We start from the raw sequence: 15,098 nt of genomic DNA, 5'->3' as shown, positions 1-15,098 counted from the left end.
TCCCGAACGGGGCGGCTGTCAAGCCCTCCAGCCGTAGAGACACAGCCCCGGCTTGATGTGGGGAAAGTGGAGTATTTCCTCCAGGGTGAAGCTGCATTTCTCAGCCAGAAGGCGGGAGGCGGTGTTTTCTTCCACAATGAATCCCGCCAGTGTGGAAAAGCCAAGCTCCACCGCCTGCGCCTGGAGGGCGCGCACGGCGGCCGCGCCGTATCCCTGTCCCCAGGCGTCCCGGGCCAGGAAGAGGGAGACCGAGCGGCGGGTGTCCTCATGGTCCCCCAGTTTGAGGGCGGCCACCCCCGCGGAGCGGCCGCTCACAGCATCCACAATGCGCCAGGCCAGGTTGCCCCCCGTGGTGTAGGACTGGGCCAGCTCGTCCCCCTGGGCGGGATCGGTGAGGGGAGAGAAGCGCATGTACCGAGCCACCTGGGGATCGGAGCCCAGCTCATAGAAGTAGGGCCCGTCGGCCGGGGTGAGGGGCTCCAGGCGGATGGCAGGACTCATCTCCGGCCCTCCCCGCTTCCACCCCGGCATAGACGGCGGAAAGCGGCCGGCTCTTTGGCGGAGAAGGTGCGCTCCTCGCCGGTGCGGGGGTCCACCAGGGTGAGTTCATGGGCGTGGAGGCACAGACGGCCCAGCGGGCGGCTCTGGGCCCCATACTGCCGGTCTCCGGCGATGGGATGGCCCAGGTCGGACATGTGGACGCGGATCTGGTTCTTGCGCCCGGTCTCCAGGTCCACCTCCAAAAGGGCATAGCCGCCCCCGGAGCAGAGGACCCGGTAGCGGGTAATAGCCTCCTTGGCGTCCCGCCCCGGCGCGCCGGAGTAGACCAGATGGGTGCGGGTCTCCCGCAGATAGGAGCGGATGCGTCCCTCGGACTCGTCGGGCACCCCCTCCACCAGGGCACGGTAGCCACGGCGGCGGACCCGGCCCTCCCAGTCCTCCTGGAAGGCCAGCTTGGTCTCCTCGTTTTTGGCAAAGAGCACCACGCCGGAGGTGTCCCGGTCCAGGCGGTGGACGATAAAGACCCGGCCGTTCTTCTCCTTTTCCCGCATGTAGTCGGTGAGGATGTGGTAGGCGGTGCGGATCTTTTCCTTCTCGTTGGCGATGGTGAGGAGTCCGGCGGGCTTGTCAATGACGATGATGTCCTTGTCCTCATAGAGCACCGGGAAGGGGAGGGCGGGAACCTCCTCCCGGGCCTGCTTGGGGGCGAGACTCACCCGGTCGCCGGGAGCCAGAGGGTGGTCAAAGCGGGTGAATACCTTTCCGTTCACCCGGAACTGTCCGGAGGAGAGCATGGATTTGATGTTGTTGCGGGACTTGCCCTTCACATGGGAGAGCAGGAAGGGGAGCAGGACACCGTCCTCCTCCACGGTCCAGGTCAGGGGCGCGGATTGTTTTGGTTCTCTCACGGCTGAGTCTCCTTTTCATAATCTTCCCGCTGGTAGACGCGGGTGTAGACCTGGACGCCCCAGGCCTGTCCGTTGCGAATGTGGAAGCGGCAGCGGCCCACTACCTGACCCTCTTCATCCAGCTGCTGGAACCAGGTGCCGCCGCACCAGAGCAGCCGGCGCTTGGCTCCGTCCTGGTCCACCGAGAGTGCTCCGTCCTGGCAGGAGATCGTCCAGTGGACCGGCACTCCCTCATGGCAGACATAGTGCCCGGTGAGGAGCTCTGGCTGGGAGAAGGTCCCGCCGGCGGGGTGGAGCCAGCGGTGGTCGGCCTCCAGCGGCCGGCCGGTCACCGCGTTGTAGAGGGCCCACAGGAAGTCGGTCACATCCACCTCACCCTGGTTGCACAGCACCGCAAAGCCGTAGTTCTCCCCTTGCAGGTAGCCGCCCTCGGAGGAGACCCCATGGAGGCCGCCTGAGTGCTCGCAGTACACATGCCCGTCCAGAAGGCGCTTGTTGAGGCCCAGGCAGTAGAAGGCCTTCTCCTGGGTGGGGAAGGCCGGTCCGGCCAGCTTCTCCACCGCCCCGGCGGGGAGGCACTGCACCCCGTCCAACACGCCGCCGTTGGAGAGGCACTGATAATACCGGGCCATGTCGTGGGCAGTGGAGCGGACACAGGCGCTCCCCCGGAAGGGAGGCAGGGCGGACCACACCTCATCCCAGTAGAGCTGGCCATCGTCATCCAGGTCAAAGAGGGCGGAGATGTTTCCCTTGGCCAGGACCTTGGCCTCCTCGCCCGCGATGTCCATCACCGAGCGCTCCATGCCCAGGGGGCGGAAGACCCGCTCCTGCAAAAACTGCTCCAGCGGGATACCGGCGGCCTGGTCCACCACATAGGAGAGGATGGCATAGCCCTCGTTGGAGTAGCTCATGATCTCACCCGGCGCGCCCAGGGTGGGGTAGCGGCCCTGGGCGATGTAGTCGATGACCTCCTGGATGGTGGACATGGCATTGGGGGCCGAGGCCTGGAGGGCGCGGGCCCACTTGCTGTCGCGGCCGGGGGTATTCATGGCAATGGACCACTCCAGCGGCTCCATGGGGGGGATGCCGGAGGTGTGCATGGCCAGGTGCCGGAGGGTCACCTCATCCCGGGCGTTGCCGGGCACCTGGAAGGTGGGGAAATAGCGGACCACCGGGTCCTCCAGAGAGAGCTTCCCCTCCTCCTCCAGCATGGCCAGGGCCAGAGCGGTCATGGATTTGCTCATGGAGGCCACGCCGAAGATGGTGTCGCCGTCCACGGGGAGGAGACCCGCTCCGTCCCGGTGGCCGTAACCCTTGGAGAAGAGTACGCCCTCCGGCCCGCGGATACAGACCGCCACACCGGGGAGCTTGCGCTCGGCGATTTTTTCTTCCAGAAAACGGTCCAATGCCTCTGTGTTCCACTTCATGTCAGTCAGGCCCCTTTCCTCGGCGGATAAAAGAAAATGTCCCAGAACCGTGTGGTCCTGGGACATTCATGGTGGAGACTACTGGACTCGAACCAGTGACCTCCTGCGTGTGAAGCAGGCGCTCTAACCAGCTGAGCTAAGCCTCCAATTGGCGGGAGCGATTCCTCTCCCGTCGTGGTGACGCGTACGGGAATCGAACCCGTGTTACCGCCGTGAAAGGGCGGTGTCTTAACCGCTTGACCAACGCGCCAAGCGAAGGTCTGAAACAGACCTGTGGTAGCGGTACCTGGATTCGAACCGGGGACACTGCGGGTATGAACCGCATGCTCTAGCCAACTGAGCTATACCGCCTTTTCAGCAGCCCCTCGAAACAGGGCAGGACTTAGTATAGACGAAAACCTTCCATTTGTCAACTGGTTTTTTCAAAAAACTTTGGATTTTTTTTGCCTGCTCCGGACCGGCCTGTGCCGGCCCGGAGCAGATCCGTTTAGGGGAGGGGAACGGAGAAGGACTGGATCCCCATATAACCGGGGGCAATCTCATATTTCTCAAAGAAGAGGACCGGATTTCCGTCGGCATCCAGATAGAAGGCCTGGTCGTCGGTCACGCCGGAGAAGCCGCCCTGATCCTGGGTGAAATAGACCGCATCCTCCTCCGCGGTGCGGCGGGCCATCTCGTCGCGGATCACTTGGTCACACCGTTCCTTCCAGTCAGGGCCCAGAAGACCGGGAAGGGTGAGCTCGGTCCCGGTAGTCAGATCCAGGTTGTAGGTATAGATCTCCGTATAGGCACTGGCCAGGGTTTCCGTCTTGTAGATCACGAAGGACAGATACTGCTGGTTGGAGCATTTTACCTCATAGTCCACATCGATGATAATGGGGGTAAAATCCTCGGCCCGGCCGCCGGTGTCCACAAAGGCGTCCCGGGCCTCCCGGGCACGCTCCTCCGCCTCCGCCAGGACCTGGTCAATGCGGGTGCGGATCTCGGTATTGATGCGCTGTTCCAGATCGGTATTGCCGGTGTCAGTCAGTGCGGGGAGACGGACATCAATGAGATGTTCCCGGTCGTTGATCTGATACTGCTCCACCGTGACGATCCGGGCCAGGTCTCCCAGAACAGGGAGAGAGGACACGGCGCTGGCAAAGGCAGGGCTGCCGTTGACCAGCAGGCAGAAGCAGGCGCAGGTGGCCAGACCGGCGCCCCATCCCCTCCGAAGGGTCCGGCGGCGCAGATACCGGCGATTGCCCCGGCGTACCGCAGACTCCGTCGCAAAGGAGAGGTCTTCCGGGATCTCAATGGCCTCGTAGCGCTCCTTGGCTTCCTTCCAATGCTCATGCATCCATATCATCCTCCTCGGTCCATTCTTTCAGATGTTTGAGTCCCTTGTAGAGCCGGGACTTGACCGTGTTGAGATTTGCACCGGTGACCCGGGCGATCTCCTCCAGCTTCAGATCTTCAAAAAAGCGCAGGCGGATGACCGTCCGCTCCTTTTCGCTGAGCTTTTCTATGGCGTCGTAAAGATCCAGCCGGGCACCGGGATCGCATTCGGGTGCGGCTTCCTGTTCCAACTGATCCTCCAGCGGGACCAACCGCTTCCCCTGGCGGAACCAGGTGATGCTCTCATTGACCAGAATGCGGTAGAACCAGGTTTTGACATAGGCGGGCTCCCGCAGGGAGTCGGCCTTGCTGAGGGCTTTGACGATACTCTCCTGCACCACATCCAATGCGGCATCCCGATCCTTGACATAGCTGTAGGCCAGACGGTAGAAGTCGGCCTGATGGGCCAGGATATACTCGGTGAGAACGGCGCGGCGATCCAAAGCGGAACTCATGGCGCTCCCTCCTTCCCGCTATCGAAGGCTACGGTGTGGGTCTGGAGGTAGGAGAGCCATTTCTCATAGGCGTTGGGGAAGAGATGGATCCCGTCGCTGCTCTCCTGGGCGGGCAGCGTACCGGATGCATCGGCAAACTGGGACCAGATATCCAGCAGAAAGAGCTCCTTCTGCTGGGCCAGAAGCTGAAGCTTCTGGTTATAAGCGGTGATTTTTGCGTTGGTGAAAATGCCTTCGTTTGATTTCCGGCTGGTCACCGGGAGCAGGGTCTGAAGATAGATCTGGGCCTGTGGCTGGAGCTGCCGGATCTGATCGATCAGCTGGGCATACTGGAGGTAAAACCCCTCCGGACTGCGCCAGCCCAGATCGTTGAGACCAAGGCCCAGATAGAGCTTGGAAAAGCGCTGCTCCTGAAGGGCCTCCAACGCGCTCAGGCGCTTCCCATGGCTGGGAAGGAAGGCTTTGCTCCGGGCCGTCTGGAGGTTCATGCCCCGATAGGCCAGGCGGCCGGCCGGCCGCACCTTGGTATAGAGAAGCAGGCCCTCGGTCCGGGAATCTCCCAGAAAGGCGGCATCGGAAAACCAGTCCAGAGAAACAGCCTGGGAGGCCGGTACCGGCACGGCATAGTCATAGGCGGGGGGCGCAGGGGTGGCCGTGGGGGAAGGGACCGGCGGGAGTGTGGCAGGCGGGGCCGAAGCAGTCGGCGGGGCGGAAAGAGAGGGCGAGGGGGCCGCCGCAGGAGTTGGCCGGCTGTCATACGGGGGAGAAGGGTGGGAGGCCGCAGCGGCCAGCGTGCGGGAAACCACCGCAAAACTCCCGGCAAGGGTCAGAAAAAAGGCGCACAAAGCCAACGCCCCCAGGCATCTGGGTGCGTACGAGCGATATGTGTGACCTCTGCGCGGCATTTTCTACTTCCCTTCTGGTTTTGTGTAACTATCGATTAGACGCGGGGAGTGGGGAAAAAGTTTGCTGCAATTTCCTGTGTCCACTCTTGCAAGGTGGGGTGCTGTGGGTTATAATGCGTTAGTATATTAAATCGAGAAACGTAGGATGGTATCCCGTGTCCCGATGGATAAAAGGAGATGTTCGTATGGAAAAGACCGTCATCCCGGCGGGCTATGCTCCCTGCCTCAACCTGTATGATACCCAGAAGGCCATCGGCCTTCTCAAGCGCTTTTTTGAGGACGCACTGGGAGGCGCGCTCAATCTGATGCGGGTCTCCGCCCCACTGTTTGTCGAGGCGGCCACCGGCCTGAACGACGACCTGAACGGTGTGGAGCGGGCCGTCACCTTTGACATCCCCTCCGCGGGCCGGGACGCCCAGGTGGTCCACTCTCTGGCCAAGTGGAAGCGTATGGCCCTCTACCGGTATCAGTTCTCGGTGGGAGAGGGACTCTACACCGACATGAACGCCATCCGGCGGGACGAAGAGCTGGATAACCTGCACTCGGTCTATGTGGATCAGTGGGACTGGGAGAAGGTCATCGCTCCCCGGGACCGGAACGTGGAGTATCTGAAGCAGACCGTACGCACCATCGTCAAGGCCATGTGTGAGACCCAGACCACCCTGCGCTCGGTCTACCCCCGGCTCACTGCGCTGCCTGCCCTGTGCCCGGAGGTGAGCTTTGTCACAACCCAGGAGCTGGAGGACCGCTGGCCCAACCTCTCCCCCAAGGAGCGGGAGAACGCCTGGGTGAAGGATCATCCCACCACCTTCCTCATGCAGATCGGCGGCGCGCTCAAGTCGGGTAAGCCCCACGACGGCCGTGCTCCCGACTATGACGACTGGAACCTCAACGGCGACATTCTGCTGTGGAACCCGGTGCTGCAGAAGGCCTTTGAGGTCTCCTCCATGGGCATCCGGGTGAGCCCCGAGGTGCTGGACCAGCAGCTCACCACCGCCGGCTGCGATGAGCGGCGCTCCCTCACTTTCCACAAGCTCCTGCTGGAGGGCAAGCTTCCTCTGACCATCGGCGGCGGCATTGGCCAGTCCCGTCTGTGCATGCTGCTCCTGGGCAAGGCCCATATCGGCGAGGTGCAGGCGAGCGTGTGGGACGGAGAGACCATCGCGGCGTGCCAGGACGCGGGGGTTATCCTGCTATAAATTTCTCAAAAATGCAAGCATTTTTGAGAGGGGGATGCAGGCCGCGGCGCGCACTCGCTTGCGCTCGCACACTTGCGGCCTGAGAGGAGTGTTTCCCGACGTACACGCCGCCGGAAAACACGATTGGACCCTCTTCCGCCGTCTGCGGACGGCGGAACTCTGCGAGGCTCTTGCAGCATAAATCACAGAAATACACTTTATTGACAGACTGCGGCGCGGCCCATGGGCCGCGCCAATCTTTTTTATGCCATATCCCGGCGGAACACGTGGATGCGGAAGCCGGCGCGGACCTCCAGCTGGGACAGCGCGCGGAGCCGCTCCACCCCGGCCTTTGGGGTCTTCCAGCAGTAGGGAGTCATCTGGAAAAGGGCCTGGAGATCCTCCGGATTTTCGATATGGAGCATGGTCTCCACCGGGACCACCTCCAGGATCTGAAAGCCCTCGTAGGGGATGGTCTCATCCGGGTTGGGGTAGGGCGTGTCGTAGAGGACCTCCTTGAGCTCCCACAGGTGCTCTGGCGCGGGCACCACATAGAGGAACACGCCGCCGGGCTTCAGGACCCGGTGGAACTCCTCCGCGGCCAGAGGGGAAAAGCAGTTGACCAGCAGATGGGCGCAGCCGTCCGGCACCGGCAGGCGGTAGGCGGAGCCTACGGCGAATTCGGTCTCACGGTCCCGTTTGGCGGCCCACCGGAGGGCAAATTTGGAGATGTCGATCCCGGCCACTGCGGGGGAACGGCCCGCCTCCCGCAGGGCCTGGGCGATTCCGGCAGTGTAGTACCCCTCCCCACAGCCCGAGTCCACCACGGCGCAGGGGGACGGGGCGTAGCGGAGGGCCAGCTCCTCCAGGGCGGTACGCAGCGGCTGGTAGTATCCCGCCGAGAGAAAGCGGTTGCGGGCGGCCACCATGGCCTTGTCATCTCCGGGGGCCTTGGAGTGCATTTGGTTGGGGGGCAGGAGATGGACATAGCCCTCCTTGGAAATGTCGTAGCTGTGGCCGTTGGGACAGGTATAGGTACGCTCCCCACGGGTGAGCGGAGCGGAGCAGATGGGGCAGCGGAACAGGCTCATAGAGGGGCCTCCTTATCAGAGAACAGAATGGATAACAGGGAGTTTTTATTTATTATAGCAGAATATGAGCTGCAGTGTAAAAAGAAAGACGTTTTTCGGATAAGCAGATCCTATCCGGAAGCGCGATGCTAGATGGGAAATTAGACAAATATAGAAGAGTCTGCGGGAGAAAAAATGTCAGAAACGGAAAATAATATAAATTCACATAAAACTTCAATAATGTAACCGACTTGTAACCGCTGTGTGCCATACTTCAAACGCCCGGCCAGCCATACCTGGGAGGCGGCCGGGGATCAATTGACAAAAGGAGAGAAACGCAATGAAGAAACAGACAATCAAGCGGGCTGCGGCCCTGACTCTGGCTGTGGCGGTCATGGCGCCTGCCGCATCTGCCCTGAGCTGGAAGGATGGAGCCCCCGCCAACTATAATTTCACCTATGGAGGGGACAACGGCGGTATCGCTAAAGTGGAGGCGTCCGACACCAACGGTACCTTCAGCGGTACGGTAGAGGCTGGTCAGACCATTACCACCCAGACCGGTACCATCGTGTGGCGGGACAGCTACACCAATGTGACCACCTTCACCGTCACCACCGAGCCCGGCTATGAGCTGGTGGGCCTGAGCGGCACCAATGTGGTGGAGGACGATTTCCGGTATGACGGTGGCAACACCTATACCTTCTCCTTCACCGATAAGGGCGCTGAGGCCTGGTGCTATGGGAAGGATGTCTCCTTCGATCTGGTGACTGACAAGACCATGTATACGATCACCTTCGCGAATGAGGATGGAAACGAGCTGGGCTTCATCACCGCCGCGCTGGACGAGCCGCTGTTCACCAGCATTGTTCCCGAAAAAGAGGGGTATACCTTCAGCCGCTGGATGCTGGATGAAACAACTGCGATGCCCGATACATTCACTGCTGATATGCTGAAGTATGCCGATGAGAACAAGAATATCACGGTGACCCCCGAGTTTACGGTGAATGAATATCCTGTTACCATTAACTACTATGTGAACAACAACAATGGAGTCAATGGCGGCACGCTGGAGAGCAAAACTGACAATGTAATGGTCCCCTATGGCACGACCATCAACGAGGCGTGGCTGGCGGAGAATAACCGTCTGAGCGGCTACAAGATGATCGGCGGCGACCATGACGTAACCGTCGGCGTGGATGGCGCTGCGATTGACCTGGTCAAAAAGGAAGCGGTTTTTGAAGAAGACCATGCCTATTTTACCTATGAGAGCAAGGACGACGGGGTGCTCTCTGTCACTTATGGAATCGAGGACAAGCGCGAGGGCGTAAATGTCGACGTGAACGAGACCATCCGGATGTCCTATAGTGATTATCTCTGGGGGGAAAAGACGATCACCTTTACGGTTCAGGTGGCGGACGGCAAGACCCTGGTTCTGAACTGCTCTGACGGTTCCAACGAATTCACGGATAACGGAGACGGCACTTATACCTTTGAGTTCACCCGCGGTGGTACGATGATTAACAAGCCCACCGGTCACATTACCTTTGCTCTGTCCACCGTGGAAAAGTAAAAACTGCTGCATTGGCCCGGAGGTTTTGCCTCCGGGCCTGTTTTTGCGCGGATGTGGAAAAGGACAGGGAAAGAACCGTCTCTTTCGTCCTTTTTTCTCTACCATTTTGGCATGGGATATGGTATCATAGACAAGATTATGATTACTTTTTGTGACAGATAAGGAGCGAAACAATGATCACCGTTTCTGATTTGACCCTTCAGTACAGCGGTCAGCCCCTGTTCAGCCATGTGGATCTTCAGTTCACCAAGGGGAACTGCTATGGCATCATCGGCGCCAACGGCGCGGGCAAGTCCACCTTCCTGAAGATCCTCTCCGGCGAGCTGGAGCCCACCAAGGGTGAGGTCTCCATCCTGCCCAAGACCCGCATGTCGGTCCTCAAGCAGAACCAGAACGCCTATGACGCCTACAATGTTATGGACACCGTCATCATGGGCAACCAGCGCCTCTATGACATCGGCAAGGAGAAGGAAGCCCTCTATGCCAAGGAGGAGATGACCGAGGAGGACGGCATCCGCGCCTGTGAGCTGGAGGAGGAGTATGCCGAGCTGGGCGGCTGGGAGGCCGAGAGCGACGCCTCCCGCATCCTCCAGGGACTGGGCATCGGCACCGAGCTCCACTACAACGACATGGCCACCCTGGACGCCCGCCTCAAGGTGAAGGTCCTGCTGGCCCAGGCGCTCTTCGGCAACCCCGACATCCTGCTGCTGGACGAGCCCACCAACAACCTGGACATCAACGCGGTCAACTGGCTGGAGGACTTCCTGCTGGACTTCGAGGGGACCGTCATCGTGGTCTCCCATGACCGCCACTTCCTCAATACCATCTGTACCCACATCGTGGACATCGATTACAACAAGATCAAGCTCTACGTGGGCAACTACGACTTCTGGTATGAGTCCTCCCAGCTGGTGCAGGCCCTCATCAAGAACCAGAACAAGCGCAACGAGGAGAAGATCAAGGAACTGCAGGACTTTATCGCCCGCTTCTCCGCCAACAAGTCCAAGTCCAAGCAGGCCACGGCCCGGCGCAAGCTCCTGGACAAGCTCACCGTGGAGGAGATGCCTGCCTCTTCCCGCCGCTATCCCTGGGTGGCCTTCTCTCCCGAGCGGGAGGTGGGCAAGGACATCCTCTTTGTCACCGATGTGAGCAAGACCATCGACGGAGTGAAGGTGCTGGACAAGGTCTCCTTCATCGTGGGGCACGATGACAAGATCGCATTCGTGGGCGACAATGAGAACGCCCACACCGCCCTCTTCAAGATCCTCACTGGCGAGATGGAGCCCGACGAGGGCACCGTGAAGTGGGGCCAGACCGCCACCTTCTCCTACTTCCCCAAGGACAACACCGCCTTCTTCGAGGGGCACGACGAGAACCTGGTGGAGTGGCTGCGGGAGTTCTCCCCCGACCCCCACGAGAGCTATCTGCGCGGCTTCCTGGGCCGGATGCTCTTCTCGGGCGACGACGTGTATAAGAGCGTGAAGGTCCTCTCGGGCGGCGAGAAGGTGCGGTGCATGCTCTCCAAGATGATGCTCTCTGGGGCCAATGTGCTGCTGCTGGACCAGCCCACCAACCACCTGGACCTGGAGTCCATCACCGCGGTCAACAACGGTCTGGAGGCGGTGAAGTGCAATGTGCTCTTCTCCTCCCACGACCACCAGTTGGTGCAGACCGTGGCCAACCGGATCTTTGACTTCACGGCCGAGGGCAAGCTCATCGACCGGAAGATGACCTATGACGAGTATCTGGAGAGCGTAAGCTCCAACGGATAAGGACACAGCGCCCGGCCCTTCCGGAGAGATGGGCCGGGCTTTTTCTCCAGGTAAAGTGAGTCGTGTTATGTGACGGAAAGCGGCATAATATGCGGGGAAAGCGCCCTTTGCTTTCCTGTGGAAAATGTGATAAAATAAAAGACAATACTCCGGAAGAAAGCGGGCAAGGAGGATACTCGATGGAGGAACTCAAGGAACTCAAAGCGCGGATGCAGGAGCAGCGGCCGGTGGACTGGGAGAGCTTTCCCGACATCGGACTGTATATGGATCAGGTGGTCTCCTATCTGCCACGGCAGCTCATCCACTACGGGGATGGGGAACTGCTGACCTCCGCCATGGTAAACAACTACATCAAGGACGGCCTGCTTCCAAGGGCGGAGGGAAAGCGCTATTCCCGCACCCATCTGGGGTATCTGACTGCTATCTGTGTGCTCAAGCAGGTGCTCTCCGTGAAGGAGACCAACCGTCTCATCGCCGCGGGTACCGAGCGCAAACGCACCACAGAGGAGCTCTATGCCTACTTCTGCCGGCAGCTGGACGCTGCGCTGAGTGAGACCGCCCAGAGCCTGCCCGAAGAGGGGGAGGAGGAAGACCTGCCCCGCCTGGCCCTGGATCTGGCCCTGCGCAGCTATGCGGATCGTCTGGCCTGTCAGCGGGTGCTGGACATCCTGGCCCAGCATACGCCGGAGCCGGAGCGGAGCAGCCGGAAGAAGGAACGCGCCGGGAAGTGAGCCTGCCCGGCGAAGAGGGCCATATATGGCCCATGATAAGGAGGGTTTTCCCATGAGCAACTATCGCATTGTCACCGACTCTGCCGCCGATATGAGCGCGGCCATGGTGGAGGAACTGGGTGTTACCGTTCTGCCCCTGTGTTTTACCATGGAAGAAAAAACCTATGAGGATCATCCGGACCGCCGGGCCATGCCCATTGAGGAGTTCTACCGCCGCCTGCGGGAGGGAAAGATGGCCACCACCTCTGCCGTGAACGTCGCCCAGTACATCGATGTGCTGGAACCCATGCTGCAGGCTGGGGAGGATGTGCTGGTGCTGGCCTTCTCCTCGGGGCTTTCCACCACCTATAACTCCTCCGCCATTGCGGTGGCCGAGCTGCGGGAGAAGTACCCCGAGCGGAAGATCTTCACCGTGGACACCCTGTGTGCCTCCCTGGGACAGGGACTTCTGGTGTGGCAGGCCGTTGCCCTTCAGAAGGCGGGCAAGAGCCTGGAGGAGGTCCGGGACTGGGCCGAGGCCAACAAGCTCAAGCTCTGCCACTGGGTGGCGGTGGACGATCTGGCCCACCTGAAGCGGGGTGGCCGGATTTCCGCCACCACAGCCTTTGTGGGCGGAATGCTGAACATCAAGCCCATCATCCATGTGGACAACGAGGGCCACCTCATCAACGTGGGGAAGGTACGCGGCCGCAGCGCTTCTCTCAAGTACCTGGTGGATGAGATGGGAAAGCGGATCACCGATCCCCAGGAGCAGGTCATCTTTATCAGCCACAGCGACTGTCTGGAGGACGCCAAAGTGGTGGGCGAGGAGGCCAAGCGCCGCTTTGGCGTGAAGGACGTGGTCTACAATCACATCGGCCCCGTCATCGGCGCCCACACCGGACCGGGTACGGTGGCACTCTTCTTTATGGGAACGGAGCGGTAATATGGAAGACATCAAGTGGCTGGAAGTGGCCATTGACACAACCACACAGGAGCTGGAGGATCTCTCCGCCCGGCTGACCATGAACGGCGTGACCGGGCTGGTCATCGAGGACGAGGCCGATTTCCAGCAGTTTTTGGAGAATAATCGCCAGTACTGGGACTATGTGGACGAGGAGCTCCAGGAGAAGATGCGGGGCGTGTGCCGCATCAAGTTCTATGTCTCGGATGATGCCGATGGGCGCAAGCAGCTCCAGAAGTGGATGGAGGGCATCGATAAGCCCTATACCACCGCGGCGCTGGGAGAGAATGACTGGGCCCACAGCTGGCAGAAGTACTATAAGCCCATGGAGGTGGGGGAGCGGCTCTACATCGTCCCCGAGTGGGAGCGGGAGGAGCCCGTCCCGGCGGGGAAGACCGCCCTCTATCTGAACCCCGGCCTCACCTTCGGCACCGGCTCTCACGCCTCCACCCAGCTCTGCCTGGGGGGCGTGGAGCGGTATGTGACCGATGGGTGCAAGGTGCTGGACCTGGGCTGCGGAAGCGGCATCCTGTCCATCGCGGCCCTTCGCCTGGGTGCGGAGCACGCGGTGGCGGTGGACATCGACCCCAAGGCGGTGGACGTGGCCTATGAGAATGCGGCCATGAACGACATTGGAAAGGACCGCTACCATGTGCTGGCGGGAGATGTGCTCACCGACGAGGGACTGGTGAACGAGCTGGCGGAGAAGAAGTATCAGGTGGTGCTGGCCAACATCGTGGCCGACGTCATCATTCCCCTCTCTGCCAAGGTGGACCGTTTTCTGGCGGAGGGCGGGACCTTCCTGTGCTCCGGCATCATCGACGTCCGTGCCCACGAGGTAGTGGAGGCGCTGGAGCGCAATGGCCTGACCATCGTGGACCGGTGGGAGAAAAAGGGCTGGGTTGCCCTGGCGGCCCGGTTCCAGTAACAAAAGACCGAGGCGGACGCAGCTGCGTCCGCCTCTTTGCGTCCGGGAAAAGCCTTTGCATCTTGGGCAAAAATCCCGTATAATGGGGAAAATAACGGGGGAAAGGGATGAGTCATATGCGAACCCACTGCTTTCGGATGCGCCGGGGGGATGACCTGCGGCAGTCGTTGGAGCGCTATGTCAGAGAACAGCATATCCGGGCGGCGGTGGTGCTCTCCGCCGTGGGATGTGTGAGCCGGGCGGTGATCCGGGATGCCTCCGGCGTAACCGTGCACACCCTGGAGGAGCATCTGGAGATCGTCTCCCTGATGGGGACCCTCTCGGAGGAGCGGACCCATCTGCATATTGCCCTGTCCCGGGAGGACCTCTCCACCGTGGGCGGGCACCTGAAGGACGGGTGCATCGTCAATACCACCGCAGAGGTGGTGCTGCTGGAACTGTCCGGCGTGGCCTTTGGGGCGGACTATGACCCCGAGACCGGTTATGACGAGCTGGTCATCTCACATGGGGAGGAACCGAAATGATCCTGAATATCTTGGCTGTTGGCGACGTGGTGGGGGAAGCGGGGGTGGAATACCTGTCCCGCCGTCTGCGCGGCATGAAAAAAGACCATGAGATCCACTTCACGGTGGTCAACGGAGAAAATGCCTCGGGCGTGGGGATCCTGCCCCGGCAGGCCCAGGCTATCTTTGACGCGGGAGCCGATGTGATCACCCTGGGCAACCACACCTGGAACCGGCTCCAGATCGCCGACTATCTGGAGGAGAATCCCTACATCCTCCGCCCGGCCAACTACACCAACCGGGTGCCCGGCCGGGGGTGGGGCGTGTATGAGGGCCCCAGAGGCCTGCGGATCGGGGTGCTCAACCTCATCGGGCGGTGTGAGATGGACTGCAACTTTGACAATCCCTTTACCGTGGCGGAACGGTGGGTGAAGCGGGGCGAGGCCGACATCATTCTGGTGGACTTCCATGCGGAGGCCACCAGTGAGAAGGGGGCCATGGCATGGTATCTGGACGGACAGGTCCAGGCAGTCTGGGGGACTCACACCCACGTACCCACCGCCGACACACAGATCCTGCCCAAGGGAACGGGCTTTGTCACCGACCTGGGTATGGCGGGGCCCATCCACAGCGTGCTGGGGATCCGGCCCAATCAGGCCATCAACCGCTTTTTGGGCGGGCTGCCCCAGCGGTTTGAGTCGGCGGAAGGGCCCTGTAAGATTGACGCGGTCCGCTTTTCCGTGGACACCGCCACCGGGCGCTGCACGGCGGTAGACCGGGTGGATGTCCGCTGAGTTTACGCAAGAGGGCAAAAAAATGCCTCCGCTCAT

General features: G+C 61.0%; 15 protein-coding genes and 3 tRNA genes. 8 read left to right on the top strand and 10 right to left on the bottom strand.

Annotated elements, in window-relative coordinates:
- Positions 1–18: 18 nt before the first annotated feature.
- From H8S34_RS03745 to H8S34_RS03705, 9 genes are all read right to left on the bottom strand, one after another.
- Entirely contained in the window at positions 19–501 is a 483-nt protein-coding gene (locus H8S34_RS03745) for a GNAT family N-acetyltransferase (protein ID WP_186963081.1), read from the bottom strand.
- Complete coding sequence (locus tag H8S34_RS03740; protein WP_346727977.1) at positions 498–1,409, bottom strand: RluA family pseudouridine synthase; 912 nt, start codon at positions 1,407–1,409, stop codon at positions 498–500. Before H8S34_RS03740 ends, H8S34_RS03745 begins: the two co-directional genes overlap by 4 nt.
- Positions 1,406–2,836, bottom strand: a complete 1,431-nt coding sequence (locus H8S34_RS03735; protein ID WP_186963080.1) for a serine hydrolase domain-containing protein — start codon at positions 2,834–2,836, stop codon at positions 1,406–1,408. The genes H8S34_RS03740 and H8S34_RS03735 overlap by 4 nt, the downstream gene beginning before the upstream one ends.
- Positions 2,837–2,905: 69 nt before the next feature.
- Positions 2,906–2,982, bottom strand: a tRNA-Val gene (locus H8S34_RS03730).
- Positions 2,983–3,011: 29 nt separating this feature from the next.
- Positions 3,012–3,086: transfer RNA gene (locus H8S34_RS03725), tRNA-Glu, on the bottom strand.
- Positions 3,087–3,110: 24 nt separating this feature from the next.
- A tRNA-Met gene (locus H8S34_RS03720) sits at positions 3,111–3,187 on the bottom strand.
- Positions 3,188–3,323: 136 nt separating this feature from the next.
- Complete coding sequence (locus tag H8S34_RS03715; RefSeq protein ID WP_186963079.1) at positions 3,324–4,175, bottom strand: DUF3298 and DUF4163 domain-containing protein; 852 nt, start codon at positions 4,173–4,175, stop codon at positions 3,324–3,326.
- The gene (gene sigV, locus H8S34_RS03710) at positions 4,168–4,668 is read right to left on the bottom strand and encodes an RNA polymerase sigma factor SigV (protein WP_101692288.1); all 501 of its coding nucleotides are present in this window, start codon (positions 4,666–4,668) and stop codon (positions 4,168–4,170) included. Before sigV ends, H8S34_RS03715 begins: the two co-directional genes overlap by 8 nt.
- Positions 4,665–5,513 carry a GDSL-type esterase/lipase family protein gene (locus tag H8S34_RS03705; RefSeq protein ID WP_186963078.1) on the bottom strand — a complete coding sequence of 283 codons (849 nt, stop codon included), beginning with the start codon at positions 5,511–5,513 and terminating at the stop codon, positions 4,665–4,667. The genes sigV and H8S34_RS03705 overlap by 4 nt, the downstream gene beginning before the upstream one ends.
- 245 nt (positions 5,514–5,758) lie before the next feature.
- On the opposite strand from H8S34_RS03705, the gene asnA reads away from it, so the two are divergent.
- Positions 5,759–6,772 (top strand): aspartate--ammonia ligase, encoded by a 1,014-nt coding sequence (gene asnA / locus H8S34_RS03700; protein ID WP_101692286.1) that lies wholly within the window; start codon positions 5,759–5,761, stop codon positions 6,770–6,772.
- Positions 6,773–7,014: 242 nt separating this feature from the next.
- Here asnA and H8S34_RS03695 read toward each other — a convergent pair whose 3' ends face one another.
- Positions 7,015–7,842 (bottom strand): putative RNA methyltransferase, encoded by an 828-nt coding sequence (locus H8S34_RS03695; RefSeq protein ID WP_186963077.1) that lies wholly within the window; start codon positions 7,840–7,842, stop codon positions 7,015–7,017.
- 319 nt (positions 7,843–8,161) lie between these two features.
- On the opposite strand from H8S34_RS03695, the gene H8S34_RS03690 reads away from it, so the two are divergent.
- From H8S34_RS03690 to H8S34_RS03660, 7 genes are all read left to right on the top strand, one after another.
- Positions 8,162–9,391, top strand: a complete 1,230-nt coding sequence (locus H8S34_RS03690) for a hypothetical protein (RefSeq protein WP_186963076.1) — start codon at positions 8,162–8,164, stop codon at positions 9,389–9,391.
- Positions 9,392–9,564: 173 nt separating this feature from the next.
- Positions 9,565–11,163, top strand: coding sequence for an ABC-F family ATP-binding cassette domain-containing protein (locus H8S34_RS03685; protein ID WP_101692283.1), 1,599 nt, complete (start codon positions 9,565–9,567; stop codon positions 11,161–11,163).
- 179 nt (positions 11,164–11,342) lie between these two features.
- Entirely contained in the window at positions 11,343–11,894 is a 552-nt protein-coding gene (locus tag H8S34_RS03680; RefSeq protein ID WP_186963075.1) for a DUF1836 domain-containing protein, read from the top strand.
- A 52-nt stretch (positions 11,895–11,946) separates the two neighbouring features.
- Positions 11,947–12,819 carry a DegV family protein gene (locus H8S34_RS03675; protein WP_186963074.1) on the top strand — a complete coding sequence of 291 codons (873 nt, stop codon included), beginning with the start codon at positions 11,947–11,949 and terminating at the stop codon, positions 12,817–12,819.
- A 1-nt stretch (position 12,820) separates the two neighbouring features.
- Positions 12,821–13,765: a 50S ribosomal protein L11 methyltransferase gene (gene prmA, locus H8S34_RS03670; RefSeq protein WP_186963073.1), complete on the top strand. Its 945-nt coding sequence runs from the start codon at positions 12,821–12,823 to the stop codon at positions 13,763–13,765.
- A gap of 107 nt (positions 13,766–13,872) precedes the next feature.
- On the top strand, positions 13,873–14,289 hold the full coding sequence (locus H8S34_RS03665) for a PPC domain-containing DNA-binding protein (RefSeq protein WP_243207900.1): 417 nt from the start codon (positions 13,873–13,875) through the stop codon (positions 14,287–14,289).
- A complete protein-coding gene (locus tag H8S34_RS03660) occupies positions 14,286–15,062 on the top strand; it encodes a TIGR00282 family metallophosphoesterase (RefSeq protein ID WP_101692277.1) in 777 nt (258 codons plus the stop codon). Before H8S34_RS03665 ends, H8S34_RS03660 begins: the two co-directional genes overlap by 4 nt.
- Positions 15,063–15,098: the final 36 nt, after the last annotated feature.

This window comes from Pseudoflavonifractor hominis (genome assembly GCF_014288125.1).
Taxonomy (GTDB): domain Bacteria; phylum Bacillota; class Clostridia; order Oscillospirales; family Oscillospiraceae; genus Pseudoflavonifractor_A; species Pseudoflavonifractor_A gallinarum.
Note: the sequence above shows the minus strand (reverse complement) of the source record. Positions and strands in the feature narration are given on the sequence as shown.